At 34.8% G+C, this 17017-nt stretch carries 16 protein-coding genes; 6 read left to right on the top strand and 10 right to left on the bottom strand.

The window, feature by feature from the left end; genetic code table 11:
- The first annotated feature begins 13 nt into the window (after positions 1–13).
- The gene (locus WMO19_RS06905) at positions 14–1750 is read left to right on the top strand and encodes an ABC transporter ATP-binding protein (RefSeq protein ID WP_349170977.1); all 1737 of its coding nucleotides are present in this window, start codon (positions 14–16) and stop codon (positions 1748–1750) included.
- On the top strand, positions 1737–3581 hold the full coding sequence (locus WMO19_RS06900; RefSeq protein WP_349171016.1) for an ABC transporter ATP-binding protein: 1845 nt from the start codon (positions 1737–1739) through the stop codon (positions 3579–3581). Before WMO19_RS06905 ends, WMO19_RS06900 begins: the two co-directional genes overlap by 14 nt.
- Before the next feature lie 45 nt (positions 3582–3626).
- Here WMO19_RS06900 and WMO19_RS06895 read toward each other — a convergent pair whose 3' ends face one another.
- Genes WMO19_RS06895 through WMO19_RS06885 form a run of 3 tightly spaced genes read right to left on the bottom strand, consistent with a single transcriptional unit; the run spans position 3627 to position 5495 of the window.
- Positions 3627–4277, bottom strand: coding sequence for an ABC-2 transporter permease (locus tag WMO19_RS06895; RefSeq protein ID WP_349170975.1), 651 nt, complete (start codon positions 4275–4277; stop codon positions 3627–3629).
- A complete protein-coding gene (locus tag WMO19_RS06890; protein WP_349170974.1) occupies positions 4274–5116 on the bottom strand; it encodes an ABC transporter ATP-binding protein in 843 nt (280 codons plus the stop codon). Before WMO19_RS06890 ends, WMO19_RS06895 begins: the two co-directional genes overlap by 4 nt.
- The gene (locus tag WMO19_RS06885) at positions 5106–5495 is read right to left on the bottom strand and encodes a GntR family transcriptional regulator (protein ID WP_349170972.1); all 390 of its coding nucleotides are present in this window, start codon (positions 5493–5495) and stop codon (positions 5106–5108) included. Before WMO19_RS06885 ends, WMO19_RS06890 begins: the two co-directional genes overlap by 11 nt.
- Positions 5496–5618: 123 nt before the next feature.
- On the opposite strand from WMO19_RS06885, the gene WMO19_RS06880 reads away from it, so the two are divergent.
- Together WMO19_RS06880 and WMO19_RS06875 are read left to right on the top strand one after the other, a co-directional pair.
- Positions 5619–6035 carry a hypothetical protein gene (locus WMO19_RS06880; RefSeq protein WP_349170970.1) on the top strand — a complete coding sequence of 139 codons (417 nt, stop codon included), beginning with the start codon at positions 5619–5621 and terminating at the stop codon, positions 6033–6035.
- A gap of 22 nt (positions 6036–6057) precedes the next feature.
- Positions 6058–7461, top strand: a complete 1404-nt coding sequence (locus WMO19_RS06875) for a phospholipase D family protein (protein WP_349170968.1) — start codon at positions 6058–6060, stop codon at positions 7459–7461.
- A gap of 45 nt (positions 7462–7506) precedes the next feature.
- Here WMO19_RS06875 and WMO19_RS06870 read toward each other — a convergent pair whose 3' ends face one another.
- The 7 genes from WMO19_RS06870 to WMO19_RS06840 all read right to left on the bottom strand — a co-directional run bounded on the left by WMO19_RS06870 (position 7507) and on the right by WMO19_RS06840 (position 14289).
- The gene (locus WMO19_RS06870) at positions 7507–7968 is read right to left on the bottom strand and encodes a hypothetical protein (protein ID WP_349170967.1); all 462 of its coding nucleotides are present in this window, start codon (positions 7966–7968) and stop codon (positions 7507–7509) included.
- A gap of 7 nt (positions 7969–7975) precedes the next feature.
- Positions 7976–8446: a hypothetical protein gene (locus tag WMO19_RS06865; RefSeq protein ID WP_349170965.1), complete on the bottom strand. Its 471-nt coding sequence runs from the start codon at positions 8444–8446 to the stop codon at positions 7976–7978.
- Positions 8447–8453: 7 nt separating this feature from the next.
- Positions 8454–8723, bottom strand: coding sequence for a metal-sensing transcriptional repressor (locus tag WMO19_RS06860; RefSeq protein ID WP_019125313.1), 270 nt, complete (start codon positions 8721–8723; stop codon positions 8454–8456).
- Positions 8720–11461, bottom strand: coding sequence for a heavy metal translocating P-type ATPase (locus WMO19_RS06855; RefSeq protein WP_349170963.1), 2742 nt, complete (start codon positions 11459–11461; stop codon positions 8720–8722). Before WMO19_RS06855 ends, WMO19_RS06860 begins: the two co-directional genes overlap by 4 nt.
- A 128-nt stretch (positions 11462–11589) precedes the next feature.
- The gene (locus WMO19_RS06850) at positions 11590–12486 is read right to left on the bottom strand and encodes a Fic family protein (RefSeq protein ID WP_349170962.1); all 897 of its coding nucleotides are present in this window, start codon (positions 12484–12486) and stop codon (positions 11590–11592) included.
- Between the two features lie 160 nt (positions 12487–12646).
- Entirely contained in the window at positions 12647–13282 is a 636-nt protein-coding gene (locus tag WMO19_RS06845; protein WP_349170960.1) for a hemerythrin domain-containing protein, read from the bottom strand.
- Positions 13283–13290: 8 nt separating this feature from the next.
- Positions 13291–14289: a threonine aldolase family protein gene (locus WMO19_RS06840; RefSeq protein ID WP_349170959.1), complete on the bottom strand. Its 999-nt coding sequence runs from the start codon at positions 14287–14289 to the stop codon at positions 13291–13293.
- Positions 14290–14376: 87 nt separating this feature from the next.
- Between WMO19_RS06840 and WMO19_RS06835 the strand changes: the two genes are divergently transcribed.
- Both WMO19_RS06835 and WMO19_RS06830 read left to right on the top strand, forming a co-directional pair.
- Complete coding sequence (locus WMO19_RS06835) at positions 14377–15450, top strand: pyridoxal phosphate-dependent aminotransferase (RefSeq protein ID WP_349170956.1); 1074 nt, start codon at positions 14377–14379, stop codon at positions 15448–15450.
- Between the two features lie 7 nt (positions 15451–15457).
- Positions 15458–16894, top strand: a complete 1437-nt coding sequence (locus WMO19_RS06830; RefSeq protein WP_349170955.1) for a TraB/GumN family protein — start codon at positions 15458–15460, stop codon at positions 16892–16894.
- Positions 16895–17017 lie beyond the last annotated feature (123 nt).

Raw genomic sequence — 17017 nt, 5'->3', positions numbered from 1 at the left:
TAGGAAGTGCTATATGCTAAAAGTTGTTTTTGATAATTTAGGCGAGTATAAAAAATATGCTATTCTCTCGCCTTTTTTTGTTTTAATAGAAGTTTTAATGAATGCAGCAATTCCCTTTTTCATGACGAAGATCATTGATGAGGGCATACTTAAAAATGCAAGAGAAAATATAATCCACTACGGTCTTATTTTATTTGTTGTCGCAGGAATATCCCTTGCCACTGGCATCATCTCAGGCTATCTTGCTACAAAGGCATCCTCTGGTCTTGCAAAAAATATGCGCTACTCCATGTTTGAAAACATAACAAACTTTTCCTTTGAGAACATGGACAAGTTCAAGAGGGGAACTCTTATAACTAGGATGACTACTGATGTGCAAATGGTGCAAATGGCATTTCAAATGACTATAAGGATGGCAATAAGGTCCCCTCTCACTCTGATTTTTTGCTTTATCATGAGCTTTAAGCTCTCGCGAGAACTTGCGCCAACCTTTGTTATTATAATCCCCCTAATTGCCCTGGGCATGGGCTATATAATTAAAGGCGCCTATCCAATTTTTGAAAGAGTTTTTAAAATCACTGACAAATTAAACACTGCTGTGTCTGAAAATTTGTCTGCAATAAGAGTTGTAAAGTCCTTTGCCAGGGAAGACAAGGAAATAAAAAAATTCGACGACATTTCTGATGAACTTCAAAATAATTACATCAAGGCAGCAAAACTTCTTGCCCTTTCAAATCCACTTATGAGTTTTTCCACATACCTCATGACTATTTTAATTGCTTGGCTGGGAAGTCACTATATAGTGGCAGGCAATATGTCAACAGGTGCCCTTACAGGGCTTGTGACTTATGCCATTCAAATTCAAATTTCACTCCTAATGCTTTCAATGATCCTGGTGCAAATTACCATTGCGAGAAACTCCATAAGAAGAATCAATGAAGTAATAGAAACTACTCCATCCATTGTCAGCCCTGAAAATCCTGTAAAAGAAGTAAAAGATGGCGAAATTATTTTTGACGGAGTCTACTTTTCCTATTCAGGAGACCTAGACAAGGCAGTTTTGAAAAATATTAATCTAAAAATAAATTCTGGCGACTATGTGGGCATAATTGGTCCTACAGGTTCAGGCAAGTCCACCCTTATAAGCTTAATAGCAAGGCTCTTTGACACTACAATGGGCGAGGTCTATGTTGGGGGAGAAAATGTAAAAAATTACGACCTAGTTTCTTTAAGAGATGAGGTTTCTGTAGTCCTACAAAAAAACCAACTCTTCACTGGGACTCTTCGCGAGAATTTAAAGTGGGCAAATGAAAATTTAAGTGATGATGACTTAAAGGAAGCACTATACATTGCCTCTTGCGACGACTTTATTGATGTAGAAAAAGATTTGGACATGATGGTGCAAAGAGGTGGCACAAACTTTTCTGGTGGACAAAGGCAGAGAATTTCTATTGCCAGGTCTCTTCTTAAAAATCCAAAAATTTTAATTATGGACGACTCCACTTCAGCTCTTGACAACAAGACTGAAGAAAAAATAATTGAGTCTTTAAATAATCTAAGGCCTGACATGACAAAAATCTTGATCTCACAAAAGATCAAGTCCCTAAAAAATACTGACTACACTCTTGTCATGGATAGGGGAGAAATTGAGTCTATAGGTAAGCACGCTGACCTCATCAAAAAGAGTCCAATCTATAGAGAAATTAATGAAACTCAAGAAAGTGACGGTGATTTTGATGCAAAAGAATAGGACAAAAATTACATCAAAGGAAAATAAAGAAGCTGCAAAAAAATTGTTGTCCTTTATCTTTCAAAGGCACAAGTATAAACTCCTTGCAGTTTCTGTATTGGTAATTATTTCATCCCTCGCCACAATTTCTATGTCCTTATTTATGAGATTTCTAATTGACGACTATGTCCTTCCCCTACTAAAAATGGATGTGCCAAACTTTTCTCAGCTCTTGTCTATGCTAATTAAGATGGGAAGCTTCTTGGCGATAGGTGTGCTTTCATCCTTTACCTATTCAAGGCTTATGGTCTACATTTCTGAAAACACCCTTGGCGACATGAGAAAGATTATGTTTGAAAAGATGGAGGCTCTTCCTGTTTCTTACTTCGATAGTAAAAGTCACGGCGACATTATGTCCTACTACACAAATGATGTAAGGGCACTAGGCGACATGATTGCCCAGTCCTTCCCTTCCTTTGTGTCATCACTTATGACAATAATTATGGTTTTAGTAGCCATGTTTTCTCAATCAGCTAGTCTTTCTCTTGTAATAATTTTTACAGTGGGACTTATGATTTTTGTCATGAATGTAATTGGTGGTAAGTCTTCCCATTATTTCTTGAGCCAACAAAAGTCCCTTGCCAAGACTAATGGTTACATTGAAGAGATGATTGACGGACTAAAAGTTGTAAAAGTTTTTAACCACGAGGATGCTGCAAGGGAAGACTTTGCAGTAATTAACGACGAATTAATGAACAACACAATGATTGCGAATAGATTGGGATTATTTTTATTTCCACTTATTTTTGGCATTGGAAACTTTCAATATATTTTATTTGCCCTAATAGGTGGACTAATGGCAGTTCACGGTGGCTTTGGCATAACAGTTGGCGTCGTTGCATCCTTTTTGCAACTATCAAGAACTATAACTGGTCCCATGGGACAAATCGGCGGCAATATAAATTCAGTTGTCCTTGCCCTAGCAGGCGCAAGAAGAATCTTTGAATTCCTAGAAGTTGAGCCAGAAGATTATTCAGGGGATGTGGAAAAAGTCCTTCGACAAATAGATGGAGAAGAAAAATATTTTTGGCACGACTTAAATACAGATGACTACAGAGAACTTTTAGGCGACATAAGATTTAAGTATGTAGACTTTTCTTATGACGGCGAAAATAAAGTTTTGAAAAATTTAAATCTCTACGCAAAGCCAGGACAAAAAGTTGCCTTTGTTGGTGCAACGGGCGCAGGAAAAACTACAATAACAAATTTGATTAACAGATTTTATGACATTGACAGGGGCGAAATTACCTTTGACGGCATTGACATTAAGAGAATAAAAAAGAAGGACCTTCGATCATCACTTGGCATGGTTCTTCAAGACACACATCTCTTCACAGGCACTATTGCAGAAAATATAAATTACTCTGTAGATGATGTGGACATGGATAAAACTATTGAAGTAGCTAAGAGGACCAAGGCTCACGACTTTATAAAGAACCTAGAAGATGGCTACGACACTCTTATCACTGGAGCAGGTGGCGAACTTTCTGAAGGGCAAATGCAGCTTTTATCCATTGCTAGAGCAGAAATATTTAACCCACCCGTTATGATCCTTGACGAGGCAACATCATCAATTGACTCTCGTACAGAAAAAATTGTCCAAGAAGGCATGGATCAAATCATGAAGGGGAGAACGACTTTTGTCATCGCCCACAGGCTCTCCACAATTATGAACTCTGATGTAATAATAGTCCTTCAAAATGGAGAAATCGTGGAAAGAGGCGACCACAAAGACTTGCTAGAACAAAGAGGAATTTATTACAAGCTCTATACAGGTGGCTTCGACGAATAAAATTATATAAAAAAACAAGGTGCTGGATTTTTTCCAACACCTTTTTTAGAAATCTCTATTTTTATAAAATTTTTCTGAAAGCTTTATTGAAATAGAAATTATTGCAAAAATTATAAATAGGATAATTAAAATGCTTATTAATTTATTATTTGTCATTAAATTAAATAAGTCTTTTAAAGAATCTCTGAAGGTCGTACTTAAAATAGAAATTAGAGCAATTACCACAAAACTAATAGCTGAAAGTGTCTTTGCCTTTTTGTATCCATACTTAAAATAAAGGGGATACTGCATAGAAATCAAAAAAACAAAAACTATAAAGAAAGACCCAATAATTGGAAGGACAATTTTTATATCGAATTTCACAAAAAATGATGCCACAAGGGAAAATATTAGCCCAATAATTATAGATACCATAAATAAAATTAAGGCAAAGGCATATCTTCCTTTCACAACTTTATCTCCCTTTATGCCAAAAATTTTGTAAAGTGAATCTATACCAGCTTCATCTCCCACAAGGAAAGGGTAAGAGGAATACATCATGGCAAATAATAGGGGCATTGAGATTGCTATTAGTGGATTTTTCGTCATAAAAAAGTAAACTAAATAGAGTATAACCATTATTAAAAGATTTTTTATTGTAAAATAAGGCTTAATTGAAATATAATCTAGTTCCATAATTTTTTTAATGTCCTTCATTTTTTCCTCCCATATAAAACTAAAATTTTATTTATGTCTGGCTTTTCAAGAATTAATTCATCTGAAATTTTTCCTATTTCAATATTTTTTACAAGGGCTTCAAAGGAAGTGCCTGAAAATTTTATGCCAAGGATTTCAAAGTCTTTTAAAAGTTCTCTATCTTCTTCCCCTCCCTTTAAAAGCAAATATTTTTCCAAAAAATCTTCTTTACTAGAATTTTCAAGGATCTTTCCTTGGTCGATAAAAATAATATAGTCAGCAATTCTGTCTAAATCTTCTGTTATGTGAGTGGAAAAAAGCACTGTATTATTTTCATCTTCCACAAATTCCTTTAACATATCTGTAAGCTCATCTCTCATACTTGGGTCAAGTCCACTTGTTGGCTCATCTAAAATTAAAAGATTTGCCTTGTGAGAAAGCGCAATTGAAAACATTAATTTTATTTTCATTCCACGAGATAATTCTCTAACTTTTTTATCTTTTTCTATTCCAAATTTTTTAATATAGTCAAAAAACTTTTCTTCCTGCCAATTTTCATAGCCACACTTCATTGCCTCATTGACCATGGAAATTTTCCAGTCCTTTGACAAGAAGGAATCGTCCATAATTATCCCCACATCTTGAAGATAATTTAAGTTTTTTGCATCTTGGCCGTCTACAAAAATTTCTCCATTATAATTTATTAAGGACAAGAGTGACTTTATTGTAGTTGTCTTTCCCATTCCATTTTTCCCAATAAATCCAGTGATAAATCCCTTTTTTATATCAAAGGAATTTTCCCCAAGGACAAAATTGTCATAAGTTTTTTTCAAATTTCTAACTTCAATTTTATTCGTCATAGTCCAAGCCCTCCTTGTATAAAAATTCAAATAATTCTAAAACTGTCTTTTTGTCTAAATTTAATTGAATAGACAAATTTATTGCTTCTTGCAAATGCTCTTCTAATTTCTTTTGTAGTTCTTCTCTTTTTACTTCAGAGTCTTTTCCTGCGACAAAAGTTCCAAGTCCCTGTCTTGATTCAACAAAACCTTCTTCTTCCAACTCATCGTAAGCTTTTTTTACTGTCAAAATGCTTACCTTTAAATCTTTAGAAAGAGTCCTTACAGAAGGGAGCTGCTCGCCTTCAGAAACTTTATTTTTTAGAATATTTTCTTTAATTGCGTTTTTTATCTGCTCGTAAAGAGGAACTGGGGATCCATTTATTAAAATAATTTTCATTTTGCCTCCTCGTTATATAACACTATATAACACACCATAACACTTGTCAATTTATTTCCTGTAAAATTTTATTTACAAGTTAGTCTTAAAACTTTGATATAATAAAAAAAAGGAGTGATATTGATGGTTAATAAGAACTTGAAATCTAAAAAGAATTTAACTTTTATAATTTTTGCAAGTTTAATAATATTTTCCACTTGCTTTTATTATGTAAAGCTAAGAAAACCTGACGCCTATGTGACCATGGACCCTCTCACAATTCAGTTTCACTTCACTGGCTATGATGGATCTGGCAAGGCTGAGATAGAAATTTTAGAATATCCAAAAATTGTAAGTTTAAAAAATGAGAAGGACAGGGAAGATATAGAAAAAATCCTTCACAATCCAAGCATTGAGTGGAGCAAAAATGAAAATTTGAGAAATGGAGAAGAGATATCTTTTTATATTAGATATAAAAATACAGGAAAATATTATATTAAATTTAACAGAGTTTATGGAAAGCTTGGGACAACGGTCCAAGACCTGATCCCTACAAAGTAATTTTTAATTTTTGGAGAAGATTTTGAAAAAGAAAAAGAAAATTATGATTTTAATTATTTTATTACTTATTTTTATTCCAATTTTATACAGCTTAAATACAAAAAATCCTCCTGGCACCAATGTATCCAGCGATTTTAGGGATGCTGACTGTAAGTTTTTATATGATTTAACTTATCTTAAGGATGGCAAGAGGATTCATGAGCAGGAAATTTTTAAGCGCGAGCTGGAAACTATAAAAAATGCCGAAAAATTTCTCATGATTGATTTTTTCCTCTACAATGATGAATACGACAAGTCCATGGACTTTCCAAATCAAGTGGAAGAGATGACAGACCTTTTAGTGGCAAAGAAAAAAGAAAATCCTGACATGCCAATTTTATTTGTCACAGACCCCATAAATAATTTTTACGGTGCCTATGAAGAAGATAATTTAAAGAAGCTTCGTGAAAATGGAATTGAAGTGGTTGTCACTGACTTAAATAAAATGCGTGACTCCAACCCTCTTTTATCTGGCGGCTACAGAGCCTATGTCAAGTGGTTTGGCACATCTGGAGGCGGCTGGATAAGAAACTTTTTTGACAAGGACGGAGAAAAAGTAAATGTGAGGTCAATTTTAAAGCTTGCAAACTTCAAGGGCAACCACAGAAAAGTTGTCATTTCAGAAAAGGAAGCCCTAGTTGCCTCTGCAAACCCACACGACCCATCTGCTTATCACTCTAATGTTGCTCTTGTCTTTCGCGGCAAGGCCATGGAAGATTTAATTAAGTCTGAATCTATATTTTTCGATAAATTACCTGACGCAATAGAAAATTTTAAGGCAGAAGAAGTCACTTCTCCTTACAAGGTAAAAGTTATTAGTGAAGGAAAAATCTTTGAAGAAATTTATAAAAATATAAGGGAGACAAAAAAGGGCGACGAAATAAGTCTTGGCATGTTTTACCTTTCAGAATTTAGGATTTTAAAAGCCCTTGGCGAAGCAGCAGAACGCGGCGTTGATGTAAAAATCATTGCAGATTTAAACAAGGATGCCTTTGGACTTGAGAAAAATGGATCACCAAATAGACCTGCCCTCTGTGAATTAAAGGAAGACTATCCAAAAATAAATATTCGCTGGTATCAAACATCTGGCGAGCAGTTTCACACAAAATTCATTTACTTTAAATTCAAGGACAAAAATCCCCTTGCCATACTTGGATCTGCCAACTACACAAGGAGAAATTTGGACAACTATAACTTGGAGACAAACCTAGCTCTTGAAATGGAAAAAAATTCTGATATTACAAGAGAAATGGAAGCATATTTTGAAAGACTTTGGAATAATGAAGGCGGGGACTACACCCTTCCTCTTGAAGATCATTATGAAAAGAGATTTTTCATGAGAATACTTTGGAAGATTCAAGAAAAAACTGGTCTCTGCACTTGGTAAAATTTTAAACATTAAAAAATCACGGTAAAATCTACCGTGACTTTTTTATTTGTCCACTATATATTTTATCTCTGAAATTAAATCCTCATCAGATAAGAGGCAAGCCCCATCGTATTTTCCAAGACTGCCATATAAAGAATAGTGAAATTTTTTTGTGTTTCTATCTCTTTTTGAGTCGTACATAAAAATTGTATCTTCCTTATTTTTATCCCTTAGTTTAATAATTAAACTATCATAATCTGGGATAGAATCATAGCCATAGCCTGGATCTGTAGCCTGGCACTTTTCTAAAAGACTAATTATTTCTTTTAACTTTTCTTCATTATCCTTAGAAGAAAATATTTCTCTCGTAGTCATTTTTTCTTCGTCAGAAACTACTTCCACAGATAAAGTCTCAAATTTATAGACTTCTCCAGTGGAAAATTTTATCTCATGAGCTTGGTCCTTCTTGCAAGCTGTGAGAAAAATTAAGACTACTAACAAATAAAATATTTTTTTAATTTTCATATCACACCTACTTTGACAACTTATTTATTATATACTTTATTTCTGAAATCAAGTCGTCATCTGATAAGAGTGTAGGACCTTCCCGGTTGCCAAGCTTTCCATAAAAAGAATAGTGGAATTTTTTTGTGTTCCTATCTCTTTCTGAGTCGTACATATATATTGTATCTTCCTCATCTTTATTGTGTAGATTAATTAATAAAGAATTGTGGTCTGGGATTGAAGCATAGGAATATTCCTGGTCCACTACCTTACAGTTTCCCAAGAGACTTATTATCTCCCCTAACTTTTCTTCATTATCCTCAGAAGAAAAAATCTCTCTTGTAGTCATATCTTCTTCATCAGCTATTACTTCCACAGATAAATCTTGAAATTTATAAACTTCTCCAGTGGAAAATTTTATCTCATGACTTTGGTCCTTCTTGCAAGCCGCAAGAAAAATTAAGACTACAAATAAATAAAATAATTTTTTAAATTTCATATCAAACCTACTTTGACAACTTATTTATAATTGTGTTGATTTCTTCAATTTTTTCGTCAATTTCTTCCTGGCTCTTGGAGTAGGAGTCTTTGACGCAACCCCTTAGGTGGGCTGTCAGGACATCCTTGTTTATGTTTTTAAGGATGGAGATTGATGCCATAAGCTGGTTGGATATGTCCAGGCAATACCTGTCCTCTTCAACCATTTTTATAAGGCCATCAATTTGTCCCCTGACAGTTTTTAACTTCCTAAGTTGGACTTCCTTGTCTGCTCTCATTTTTCTATTTTTGCAGAGTAACCTGCGCCTTCCACTGCCTTAACAAGGGCCTCATCAGAAACTTCTTTGTCTAGTTTTACTTCTGCTCTCTTTTCTTCAAGCTTTACATCGGCTTCCCTTACGCCTTCTAGCTTTTCAAGTGCTTCTTTTACATGAGCTACACAGTGCATACAAGACATTCCTTCAACTTTTAAAATTTTTTCCATATTATTTTCTCCTTTATTTTTAATAATTTTATAACCTGCTTCTTCCACTGCTTTTTTTATTTCTTCTGCAGTGATTCCGCTATCGACAAATTTTACTGTGCCCTCTTGGTGGTTGGCAAGGACATTTTTTGCTTTACCCGTTTTTTCCAGGGCTTCACTTACTCTTTTTTCGCAGTGCTCACACATCATGCCCTCTACTTTTATTGTAGTTAGCTTATTTTCTTCTTGAATTTTTACATTCTCTTCATTGACTTCTTTAGAATTTCTTTCTCCTAAAGAACTTATACCCCTTGGCTTAAATCTTCTAAGCCTTAGTGCATTATTCACAACAAAAACTGAAGACATGCTCATGGCAAAGGCACCAAACATTGGCGATAATTTTATGCCAAAGCCTGGGTATAAAAGACCTGCCGCAAGGGGAATACCAATTGTGTTGTAGAAAAATGCCCAGAATAAATTTTCCTTGATGTTTTTTATTGTTGCCTTGGAAAGTTCAAGGGCAGAGACAACATCTAAGAGGTCTGATCTCATTAAGACCACATCGGAAGACTCTATTGCCACATCTGTGCCGTGACCTATTGCCATGCCAATGTCAGCCTTGGCAAGGGATGGTGCGTCATTTATTCCATCGCCAATCATGAGGACCTTGTCGCCAGATTTTTGTAAGTCATCAATTTTTTTGTTTTTTTCATCTGGAAGTAGACCTGCAAAAGTTTCATCCACGCCAATTTCTCGCCCTATGGCTAAAGCTGTCTTCTCGTTGTCACCAGTAAGCATTATTATTTTTTTGCCCATGGCTTTTAAAAGAGCAATGGCATCTTTGGAGCTTTCCTTTGGAAGGTCCTTTACAGAAATTATTCCTATTACCCCACTCTCATTGGCAAAGTACATGGAAGTTTTGCCCTCTCCTGCAAGTTTTTCTGCCTTCTTTTCATAGTCCTTTATATCAATTTTTTCTTCTTCCATAAATTCTCTGTTTCCGGCAAAATATTTTTTGCCATCTAAGTCTGCACTTAGACCTCTGCCGCTAACTGAATCAAAATTGTTTACTTCAGAAATTTTTATATTTTTTTCATCAGCATAATTTAAAATTGCAGTTGCCAGTGGGTGCTGTGAATTTTTTTCAATTGATGCTGCAATTTTTAAAAATTCATCTTGGTCTAAGTCTGTAAGAATGTCTGTAAGCTTTGGCTTTCCCTCAGTAATTGTGCCAGTCTTATCCATAACAATGGCATCAATCTTGTGAAGATTTTCCAAAACTTCTGCATTCTTAAAGAGGAGTCCAAAGTCTGCACTTTTTCCCGTTGCCACCATAATGGAAACTGGTGTTGCCAGTCCAAGGGCACAAGGACAAGAAATTACGAGGACAGAAATTGCAAAGTTAAGAGCACTTTCAAAGCCGTAGCCAAGGCTTGTCCAAATAATAAAGGTAAGGGCAGAAATAATTAAAACTGCTGGCACAAAAACGCCTGCGATTTTATCTGCCAATTTTGCAATGGGAGCCTTAGATTCATTTGCCTGGTCAACTAATTTTATTATCTGAGAAATTGTTGTGTCCTCTCCAACTTTTTCTGCTATAAATTTAAAGGACCCCGTTGTGTTAATGGAGGCAGAGATAACTCTGTCGCCTACAGATTTTGAAACTGGAATTGATTCACCAGTTACTGCAGATTCATCAAGGGAAGATGTGCCCTCAATAATTTTTCCGTCAACTGCAACAGCTTCTCCAGGCCTTACCATTATGACATCGCCGACTCTCACATCTTCAATATTCTTTTGAACTTCTTCATTATTTTCAAGGACTGTAGCCCTTTTTGGCGCAAGATCCATTAATTTTGTTAGGGAAGACCTAGTCTTATTTTTAGATTTTTCTTCAAGATATTTTCCCACAGTTATTAGGGTCAAAATCATGGCAGAAGATTCAAAGTATAGATTAGTCCTATAGGCATCCACAATTTCCAAGTCGCCATGACCAAATCCATAAGCCATCATGTAAATGGCAAAGATTCCGTAAATGAGAGATGCCGCAGAGCCTATGGCAACTAGGGAGTCCATGTTGGGCGCCCTATTTTTTAGCCCCTTAAAACCAGAGATGTAAAATTCTCTATTGATATAAACTACTGGTAGTGCCAAGAGAAATTGCGTGAAGGCAAAAATTATTGCCCCTTCTCTGCCATGAAAAATCATGGGAGTGGGAAGGTGGACCATGTGACCCATGGCAACATACATGAGGATAAGCATAAAAACTAGAGAAGACACAAGTCTATTTTTTAAATGACCTTCTCTGCCATCTTCTTTTTTATTTTCCCCTGTAACTTTTTCGCCAGCGACCTTGGCACCGTAGCCAATTTTTTCCACTGCACTAATTATTTTATTGTCATTAACTTTATTTTCATCGTAAGATACTTTCATTGAGTTGGTCATGAGATTTACATTTGCATCACTTATGCCATCAAGTTTTTTTACAGCCTTTGTGACATTGGCGACGCAAGCTGCACATGTCATGCCACTTACATCAAATTTTTTCTCCATATTACCTCCTATACCCCCTGGGGGTGTTCTTCTTATTATAATAACACTGGAAATAATTTTTTACAAGTATATGATAATAACTATTAAAAAAAGCTGGAAATTATTAAAACTTCACAACCCTTAATTTTTTATTTACTTTCCAATATGCTAATGTACTCATCAAGTCTTTCATTTACATAGGATGCGAAGAGATCTTCCATTGCTCCTAAATTATTTTTCCTATGATATTCATCAAAAGCATTATAATACTTCATCCTATCTTTAAACTTAATATCAATTGGCGGATATCCATGCTTCATGAGTTCCAAATTTACTAATAATCTTCCTGTTCTTCCATTTCCATCAATAAATGGATGTATTGACTCAAATTTAATATGAAATTTAGCTAATTTTTTTATAAGATTTTCCTCTGATGATTTGTAATCTATCAAGAGAGATTCCATCATGGGTTGTATTAAATAAGGCTGAACTGGTTCGTGACTGGCTCCCATAATTCTAACTGGAACTCTTCTATAAATGCCTCTATCATCTTTTTTATCTCCCAATACTAGATAATGTATTTGTTTTATTATGCTTTCAGATAAGTCTCTCTTTTCTTTTACCAAATCAACTACAAAGTAAAAAGCTTCTTTGTGAGAAACTGCTTCTATGTGGTCTTTTAAAGGTTTTTGTCCTATAGTGAGACCTCTAAGCACCATATCTGTTTCTCTCAATGTAAGAGTGTTGCCTTCAATTGCATTAGAATTGTAAGTGTATTCAACCATAAAGTCTTCTGTTAACCTTTCAACTTCTCCCTCTGTTAAAGGTCTTAAAGAATTTAGCTTTTTTAATTTCTTATCTATTGTTTCTAATAATTTTTCTAAACTTTTCTTTCTATCGTCAGAAGGTTTTACTGCATCTTCAGGGATTTTCCATATATTACCTTCCTTGTATGCTCCGTCTATTCTTCCCTCTGAGCACAAAAATCTTACCCTTCTTTCAGATATATTCCAAAGCTTAGCTATTTCTTTTACTCCAATATACATTTTATCTTCTCCTCACTTAAGGAAATTATAAAACTTTATCGGAAGGATATCAAGCCAAGCGGAATGATAGGAATCCATCCTCGGAATGATATGAAACTTATAAGGACAAAAAAATGGTCTAGCCAAAAGCTAAACCATTAAAATTTATTAAATTATAAAATTACATCTTAAATAAAATTTCATTTTCAATGTAAATATGTCTTCTCATGTCCTCGTCAAGTTCGCCCATGAGTTTATTGAGTTCCTTAACTTCTGGCTCTTCTGCCTTCATCTTGTAGTCGCGAGTTAAATATTTTATCCTGTCAAAAAGTCCAATAGTCTTTTCGTGCTCTGCAAGGAGATTTTCGAAGTCAACATCTTTTCCTGCCAAGGCATCCTTAAATTCAAACTCTTCTTCGCTTGAGAAGTGAGATACAAGTTCTGCCTTAATTAGTAATAGGACTTCGTAAATTACAAAGAGTTGTTCTCCCCTCTCTCTGTAATATTTTTTTATTGCTCCCCTAAAAATTTCATCAATCTTTTCAGTTGTTGCCAGTTCATAAGGGTGAATTTCATCAACGATATAGTTAATGAGCTCTTCCTTATTCATCTTTCTAACCCTGTCCATGTCCTTAAAGTCAGTCTCGCCCTCAACTCTTTTTATAAAGGCATCGCAATCTTCGCCAAGGGATTTTAGGGCATCTTCCAAGCTTTCCATGGCTATAAAATCATATTCTGCGCCAAGTTTTTGGAGCTCCTGTAAAACTTTTGGATTTTCCATTACTGCAGCTTCAACTGTCATATTTCTTTCTAACATAATTCCTCCTAATTTTTAAGAGAATTTAGAAATCCTCTCACATCTTCTTCACTAGTTCTATAATTTGTAACAAGTCTAATTATTGACTCTCTCACATTATCTATTTCAAAAATATTTTCTTCTTTTAATTTTTCAATTTCCTCTGGGCTTGACTTAATAAAAATTTGGTTGGACTCGCCAAAAAGTGGCTCTCTATTCATTTCCTTTAGTCCATCTACAAGAAGCCTTGACATCTCATAGGCTCTCTTGGCATTTTTGTAGTAGAGACCATCCTCAAGTAAGACCTTAAAAGATAGACCGATCAAGAAGGACTTTGCCATCATTCCTCCTCTTTGCTTTAGATAATATCTGAAGTCCTTTTTCAAATTTTCATCTAAAATAACTAGGGCCTCGCCAAAAATTGCCCCATTTTTTGTGCCGCCAATGGAAAAAATGTGGGAATATTTGGCGTAATCTGATAATTTTGTATTATTTGCTGCCATGGCGTGAGCAATTCTCGCACCGTCAATGTATAGGTATAGGTCCTTTTCAACGCAAACTTCATAAATTTCTCTTATTTCATCAAGAGAATAAACTGTGCCAACTTCTGTGGTTTGTGAAATGTATACAACCTTTATCTTTACATCAACTTCGCCAGCTTGGTTTTCCACTAAATCTTTTATGTCCCCTGCCCTTAATTTGCCATCAGACGTTTTTATTGTCACAACCTTGTGTCCCGTTGCCTCAATTGATCCTGTCTCATGATGGGTAATGTGGCCTGTAGATGCAGACAAAACTGCCTCGTAGGGTCTAAGGCCAAAAGTTGTAGCCAAAATATTTGTGGCAGTGCCTCCAGATACAAATTCAATGTCGGCGTCCCTTCCTATTTCCTTTAAAATTAAATCTCTGGCAGAATTTGAAATCTCATCAGTTCCATAGCCAGAAATTTTTTCGTCAAAAATTCTATTTATCTCCTCATAAATTTCTCTCGAACCAAAATCGTTATAATCATTTCTAAAATTATTCATAAGCCACCTCACTCTCTTCTTACCCAATATTATATATTAAATGTAAAAATTTTACCAAATAGGGTACAATATGGAAGAGGTGTTTTAATGAACAGTCATGGTGCAAATGTTTTTGAAATTGCAAAAAATAAGGGCATTGAAATAAAGGACATAAGAGATTTTTCATCAAATATAAATCCCCTTGGTCCCAGCAAAAAAGCTCTCGACGGCCTATTAGACAATTTAAACTTGCTTTCTAGCTATCCCGATGTAGATTACATAGATTTAAGAAATTCAATTTCAAATTATGTAAATTGTAAAAGCCATAATATAGTCCTTGGACTTGGGTCTACAGAAATTTTAAAGGACTCAATAAAATTTTTTGCGCCAAAAGTTTCTATGATATTGTCTCCTTGTTACTCCGAGTACGAAAATGAGCTTAATAAAATAAATTCTGAGATAATTGAATATAATTTAGAAGAAAAAAATGATTTTAAAATTGATTTAGATGACCTTATAAATATTATCAAGGAAAAAAGTGTGGAATTTTTAGTTTTTGCAAACCCCAACAATCCCACTGGCACAATTTTAAGTGCAGATGAAATAGAAAAAATTTTAAATGAAACTGATGCAAAAATTTTAGTGGACGAGACTTATATTGAGTTCACGGATATGTCCACCTATTCTTCCACAAAGTTAATTGATTCTTACAAGAATCTCGCAGTGGTAAGAGGGACATCAAAATTTTTTGCCCTACCTGGCATAAGGCTGGGCTATGGACTTTCCTCTGATGAGAATTTTTTAAACTACTTTAAAAATAAGGAAGTCCTTTGGCAAATAAATTCTGTTGCAGAAATTTGCGGCAAGATTATGTTCTCTGATGAGGATTATCTTAGAGAGGTCTTTGATTTTATAAGTTCAAGGAGAAATTACATCTTTAGTGAAATTTCTAAAATAAAAAATTTAAAGCCCCACAAAAGTTTTGGAAACTTTATTTTGATTAGAATTTTAAGTGGACCTAATGCCACAAAACTTCGCGAAAAACTTTTGGAGAAGGGCCTGGTAATTCGCGACTGCACATCTTTTAAGAATTTAGACCAAAGTTATTTTAGGATTTGTATCTTAGATGATGACGCCAATGAAAAACTTTTAGAAAATCTGAAAGAGATTTATAAGAGGTGAATGATTTTTGAAGAAAAATAGTAAAATTAAAAAATTTAAAAAAATATTTTCTAGCTTGCTTCTTGTACCGACACTTTTACTTCCAAGCTTTGTCTCTGCGGCTGCTCCTGTAGTTACAGAAGTAAAGGCTAACAATGTAAAAAGTGTGGAGAAGCAAAATACTTTAGATAAAAAAATAGAGGAAGTCCAAGAAGTAAAATCAAAAAAGAAAGATTTATCGCAAAATAAAAATCCAATATACAGTTCCTGGGCGATAAAAGACCTAAACGAAGCACAGTTTATGGGTATTTACCCTGCAAAATTTGTTTTAGATGGCAAAGATTTTACAAAGCCAGTGACCCTTGATGACGCCAAGGCTTTCTACGAACTTGCAAGAGAAAAAATTGAAGATAGAGAAATTTCCACAGGTGGAGATTTCGCCTTTAAAGATTTGACTAGAGCTGAAATTTTAAATTCAATTTCAAAACTTTTAAATGATGAAAAATTTGAAATGAAAAATTTAAGGGAAGCAAAAATTTTTTTGGGCTCAGCTGATGAAAAATATTTAAATTCAAAAATTCCTCTCCAAGAGATGATCTCCCTTTACAACCGCGCTGTAAATAAGGTCTTGCAAGACGCAGGCAAGGTCTCCAAGGGATTTTTCTACGAAGTTTCCAATAAGGACAACAAAATTTATATGCTGGGCTCCATTCACGTTGGCAAGAGCTCCCTTTATCCCCTTGATGAAAATATTATTTCTGCCCTAAAGTCCTCTGACAAAATTTACATGGAAATAGATGTGACAAATAAGGAAGAGGCAAAAAAGATGGGCGAAAAAATTTATTACAAGGACGGAAAAAATCTAAAAGATGATTTGGGCGAAGATTTGTACACAAGGGTCTTAAAAATATTTGAAGGCTTTGGTATGAAGGAAGATCAAGTGAAATCCCTAAAGCCTTGGGCAGTTTATAACGCCCTATCCTCTGACCCAGGACCTGAATCTCCAAAGGCAAGCTTAGGCATTGAGTCCTACTTTATGTCACTGAGTCTCTTAAATAAAATCCAAATCGACGAGCTTGAATCCATGGAATACCAATCAAATATCCTGGAAAACTTTGACAATGCAGCCTATATAAAGATGATTGAGTCCCTAACAAGTGAAATCGAAAGAAATGGCTACAAAAATATTAATTCCGGCCTGGACAAGATACTTGAGGCTTGGCAAAGTGGCGACAGGGTTAAGATGAAATCAATCTTATCAGTTAAGGGCGACGAGGCCTCAGAAAAATTTAGCCAGGCACTCTCCAGCGAAAGAGACAAGGGCATGGCGCAAAAAATTGACGGCTTGTTAAAAAAAGATGGCAAAAACACTTACTTTATCCTAATAGGTTCAGCCCACCTTGTGCCAGAAAATTCTGTCACAGGAATATTAAAAGACATGGGCTATAAAGTTGTAGAAAAATAAAATTTAAAATAATTGCAAAATTTATAGAAAAAGGCGAGGCATAAAATGAAGTGAACCCCAAAATCCGGAATAAGGATGGAGGGGTTTTTTCATGCCAAAATACACAAAAGAATTTAGAATAAA

This window comes from Peptoniphilus hominis (ex Hitch et al. 2025) (genome assembly GCF_040096015.1).
GTDB classification, from domain to species: Bacteria; Bacillota; Clostridia; order Tissierellales; family Peptoniphilaceae; genus Peptoniphilus_A; species Peptoniphilus_A hominis.
Note: the sequence above shows the minus strand (reverse complement) of the source record. Positions and strands in the feature narration are given on the sequence as shown.

Bases quoted from the DNA above. Each gene is read 5' to 3' on its own strand.
- WMO19_RS06905 (WP_349170977.1), top strand. From the start codon at position 14: ATGCTAAAAGTTGTTTTTGATAATTTAGGCGAGTATAAAAAATATGCT.
- WMO19_RS06900 (WP_349171016.1), top strand. From the start codon at position 1,737: ATGCAAAAGAATAGGACAAAAATTACATCAAAGGAAAATAAAGAAGCT.
- WMO19_RS06895 (WP_349170975.1), bottom strand. From the start codon at position 4,277: ATGAAGGACATTAAAAAAATTATGGAACTAGATTATATTTCAATTAAG.
- WMO19_RS06890 (WP_349170974.1), bottom strand. From the start codon at position 5,116: ATGACGAATAAAATTGAAGTTAGAAATTTGAAAAAAACTTATGACAAT.
- WMO19_RS06885 (WP_349170972.1), bottom strand. From the start codon at position 5,495: ATGAAAATTATTTTAATAAATGGATCCCCAGTTCCTCTTTACGAGCAG.
- WMO19_RS06880 (WP_349170970.1), top strand. From the start codon at position 5,619: ATGGTTAATAAGAACTTGAAATCTAAAAAGAATTTAACTTTTATAATT.
- WMO19_RS06870 (WP_349170967.1), bottom strand. From the start codon at position 7,968: ATGAAAATTAAAAAAATATTTTATTTGTTAGTAGTCTTAATTTTTCTC.
- WMO19_RS06865 (WP_349170965.1), bottom strand. From the start codon at position 8,446: ATGAAATTTAAAAAATTATTTTATTTATTTGTAGTCTTAATTTTTCTT.
- WMO19_RS06860 (WP_019125313.1), bottom strand. From the start codon at position 8,723: ATGAGAGCAGACAAGGAAGTCCAACTTAGGAAGTTAAAAACTGTCAGG.
- WMO19_RS06855 (WP_349170963.1), bottom strand. From the start codon at position 11,461: ATGGAGAAAAAATTTGATGTAAGTGGCATGACATGTGCAGCTTGCGTC.
- WMO19_RS06850 (WP_349170962.1), bottom strand. From the start codon at position 12,486: ATGTATATTGGAGTAAAAGAAATAGCTAAGCTTTGGAATATATCTGAA.
- WMO19_RS06845 (WP_349170960.1), bottom strand. From the start codon at position 13,282: ATGTTAGAAAGAAATATGACAGTTGAAGCTGCAGTAATGGAAAATCCA.
- WMO19_RS06840 (WP_349170959.1), bottom strand. From the start codon at position 14,289: ATGAATAATTTTAGAAATGATTATAACGATTTTGGTTCGAGAGAAATT.
- WMO19_RS06835 (WP_349170956.1), top strand. From the start codon at position 14,377: ATGAACAGTCATGGTGCAAATGTTTTTGAAATTGCAAAAAATAAGGGC.